This window comes from Arthrobacter sp. P1_B3, from assembly GCF_056406615.1.
On record NZ_JBFTZV010000058.1, the window covers coordinates 1 to 3,682 of the forward strand.

A 3,682-nucleotide genomic window follows, 5' to 3' on the forward strand; every position below is an offset into this window, starting at 1 on the left:
GTCGTCCATCCAAAACCACAATAAAGCTTTCCACCCCCCACCATGCGATGAGGAGTCATATCCGGTATTAGACCCAGTTTCCCAGGCTTATCCCAGAGTTAAGGGCAGGTTACTCACGTGTTACTCACCCGTTCGCCACTAATCACCGGTGCAAGCACCGGGTCATCGTTCGACTTGCATGTGTTAAGCACGCCGCCAGCGTTCATCCTGAGCCAGGATCAAACTCTCCGTTGAAGTAAAACAGACACAACCAGGAAACCCGGGAAAACGGGACAACCAGGCTGCACAAAATTTGAAACCAGCCAAAAACACCAGACCACACCACGGGGTGGCGGGCCCGGCACATTCAACCAATCCATTACAATAAATTGGTATCAACAAACTTGGCACACTATTGAGTTCTCAAACAACAGACACACCCGGCACCACCACAACCACATTTCGGTCGAGGATCGCTCCGGAGCAACTTTTCAAACTTACCCGAGTCCGGAACACTTTGCAAATCAGCGTTTCCGCGACCCGCAAACCATCCGACCCGCCCCATCCCGAACCCGGAGCGCACAAAACGCCGACCAGATCCGGTCTTGAAATTTAGGGGATTGGCCGCCTCCGGTTCCCAGCTTTCCGCTGGTCTCCCTCTCGGCGACTTAGAAAACAATACACCCACCCACGCCCCACCGCAACTCCACCCCACACACCCGCCCCACCACCCCAAAACCCCGCCACCACAGGCCACAACCACCCAAAAACACCCCAACACCCGCCCCGCCACCCCAACCCGGAACTGTGCACTGCATCACCACAGCACCAACCGCAGCCAACAACGCCGCCGCCGGCACCACCGAAAGAACACCCCCGCCGGCACTCTGTCGGGAACCGACGTTGTCTTCGGGCACGCCGTGGTGTTCGCAACGAACACCGGGCGCAATGGGCGGCCTGCCACTGAGCGGCTGGCGAGACAGTTCTTATGCTCACGGAGTCTTATGCTCACAGAGGCAAGCTGCGGGACGTCGCTACCGACCAGAAGGGCCTGGCAGTTCTGCTGCGACTTTCTGCTCTTGTGCAGCCATTTTGGTGTCCGGGACAATTCGGGGCATACGGAACTTAGGATTCGGGGCCGGACTGTGACGTCACTCCTCGAGCTGCGGGGCGGCCGGTCCGACCCGCCGCCTCATGGCCCGGCTCACTGCAGTGGAAGGAGGGGGCATGAACCAGCGTCGGGTCGATGAAACATTCAGCGTCAATGAAACCGTCAGCCCTGCACGCGCTAAGCCCACCCGGCTGTGGCTCGCGGCGGGCGCACTGGCCGGCGCCAGCCTCCTGGGAGGCGTGACTGTCGCCCCTGCAGGGATGCTTGCGCTCCCCGGCAGCCCGCAGTCCACCTCACAGCAGACAGGGACTCAGCCTTTCGGGCCGGCCTCCTACAAGGCTGAAGATACCCTGGCTGCCTTCGGCCGCATTACCTACGACTACGAGCCCTTCCGTTCCCCGGCGGCGCTGGCAGCGGCGAGCCAGGTGATCGTCCGGGGAGCCGTGGTGGGCGTCCGGAAAGGAAGAGTGGGCACCGGCATCCACTCCATTGTTCTGATCCTGCGCGCTGACACCGCGATCAAGGGCGGACTGCCACAGGGCAGTGACGGGAATGTCTACCTTGAGCTGAATGGTGCAAGGAGTTCGGATCCCCTGTACTTCCTGAAGGCCTTTCCCAAGGGGGCCGCTGCCGTTGCCTACATGGTGCCCGCTGGGGACGGTACACCCAGAGAAGGAACGGACGTGACGGTAGAGAACCCGATGGCGGGCCGTCCGGACGGGCAGGCGCTGTTCATGGCACCACCGCAGGGTCTTGTCCTTCAAGCCGGCGACCACGACGTCGTGTGGCCGCTCATCGGCGAACGGGCACCGGGGAAGATCGTCGATGCGCTGCCCGGGGGCAACCTGATCAGGGGGTAGCCGCCGAATGTGCCGACGGGCAGGGTCTTGTGTTTTGGGGGCTTAAATGCGCAAGGGCCCCCAACGTGGTTGGGGGCCCTCGACCTCAATGATGTTCCGGCGGGAACCTAGCACTGGGGGTCCTGGTGGTTGGGACACCGCCGTTCCCGGCCTTCCAGGCTGCTCTGGCGGATTGTTGTGGGGGTAAATGGCCCATCACAGATGAGGGTGTAGCGGACGGCGGCGCGTTCGACAGGCGCACTGCAACCGGCTCGATGCCGATTGCGCACCGTGTCGCTGGTGTGCGATCATTCCCGTGATCGTGATCCATCGGCAGGAGGTGAGACCCATGTATGCAGTATCCGCAATGGGTTCTCCCCACAGTCCACGATCGCGCGACTGAGCTAGTCGCCACCGGGAGCGCCCAACAGCCAATTCGCGAAAGGCGACTCCCATGAACACCACACCCTCTTCAACTCTGCACATCACCTCGATGACAGCCTCCGACCGGCCGAGGTCCGACCAGAATCAGCCGCAGGTCGACGCCACAAAGCAGGTGCGCGCTGCGGGCGGGCGAGCGTTGGTGCTCGGTGGCGGCGGATCGACAGGCAACGCGTGGCTGATCGGCGTCATCGCCGGCCTCTTCGATGCCGGGCTGGATGTGACTGAGGCTGATCTGGTCATCGGGACGTCGGCCGGCTCGACCGCCGCGACCCAGATAACCAGTGGGATCCAGGCGACCGAACTGCTTGCCGCTATTCTTGCCGCGGCGCCCCAGCAACGTACCGGTCCGGTCGGATCCGACCGTGGACGCGTTCCGATCAGGCCGGCGGCGGACCACATGGAGAGAACGAGCAAGATCATCGCCGCCGCTGAGGATGCGGCCGACATGCGTCGCAGAATGGGCGCCGCGGCACTCGATATGGCTGCGGCGTCGGACGGCTCCAGGCAAACGCGGTGGCGCGCGACCGTCGCCGCGCGGCTGCCCAGTCAGCACTGGCCGGAACGAACAGTGCTCATCACGGCGGTCAATGCCCATACCGGCGAACCGGTCGTGTTCGACCGCCACAGCGGAGTCGACCTGGTGGACGCCGTCGCGGCCAGCTGTGCCAGTGGCTTCGCCTACAGGATCGGAGACAAACGGTATATCGACGGCGGCTACCGACGCAACGAGAATGCAGATCTGGCAGCCGGAAACGGGCGGGTGCTGGTGCTGTCGCCATTCGGCGGCAGAACACGGACGCCGTTGGAGTGGGGCATGCATCTTGCAGCACAGGTCGACGAGCTACGCGCGCGCGGCAGCAAAGTCGAAACGATCTTCCCGGATAGCAACTCTGAGCATATGTTCGGCGCCAATGCGATGGATCTGTCCCTGCGTCCGCCCGCCGCTCAGGCTGGTTACAACCAAGGCAGAGCCCTTGCCGAACAGCTCACCGATTTCTGGCGCTGACGCTCTCGAACCTGAAACGAGGTCAGGCCCCGACTACATCCTCGGTCATGAAGAGCCGGTTAAATGCGGGAGGACCCCCAACCTGTGGTTGGGGGTCCTCGACCGTGAATGGTGTTCCGGCGGTGACCTACTCTCCCACACCCTCCCGGGTGCAGTACCATCGGCGCTGTGGGTCTTAGCTTCCGGGTTCGGGATGGGACCGGGCGTTTCCCCCACGCTATGACCGCCGTAACCCTGTGTCCGCACCCGCCGGCCGTGCCGGGGGTGGGAAATCTGGTGGTTACAACATCTGTGGTGTTGTTA

At 63.0% G+C, this 3,682-nt stretch carries 2 protein-coding genes and 2 rRNA genes; 2 read left to right on the forward strand and 2 right to left on the reverse strand.

Going from position 1 to position 3,682, the window contains the following annotated elements; all coding sequences use genetic code 11:
• Positions 1–234: ribosomal RNA gene (locus AC1D2F_RS23715) — 16S ribosomal RNA — on the reverse strand; the annotation flags it as partial.
• Positions 235–1,206: 972 nt separating this feature from the next.
• On the opposite strand from AC1D2F_RS23715, the gene AC1D2F_RS23720 reads away from it, so the two are divergent.
• On the forward strand, positions 1,207–1,950 hold the full coding sequence (locus AC1D2F_RS23720; RefSeq protein WP_364747132.1) for a hypothetical protein: 744 nt from the start codon (positions 1,207–1,209) through the stop codon (positions 1,948–1,950).
• A gap of 433 nt (positions 1,951–2,383) precedes the next feature.
• On the forward strand, positions 2,384–3,379 hold the full coding sequence (locus AC1D2F_RS23725) for a patatin-like phospholipase family protein (protein WP_229996202.1): 996 nt from the start codon (positions 2,384–2,386) through the stop codon (positions 3,377–3,379).
• Positions 3,380–3,493: 114 nt separating this feature from the next.
• On the opposite strand, the gene rrf is transcribed toward AC1D2F_RS23725, so the two are convergent.
• Positions 3,494–3,610 (reverse strand): 5S ribosomal RNA (gene rrf / locus AC1D2F_RS23730).
• Between the last annotated feature and the right edge of the window lie 72 nt (positions 3,611–3,682).

Excerpts from the sequence above, each read along its gene's own strand:
- AC1D2F_RS23725 (WP_229996202.1), top strand. The coding sequence starts at position 2,384 with ATGAACACCACACCCTCTTCAACTCTGCACATCACCTCGATGACAGCC.
- AC1D2F_RS23720 (WP_364747132.1), top strand. The coding sequence starts at position 1,207 with ATGAACCAGCGTCGGGTCGATGAAACATTCAGCGTCAATGAAACCGTC.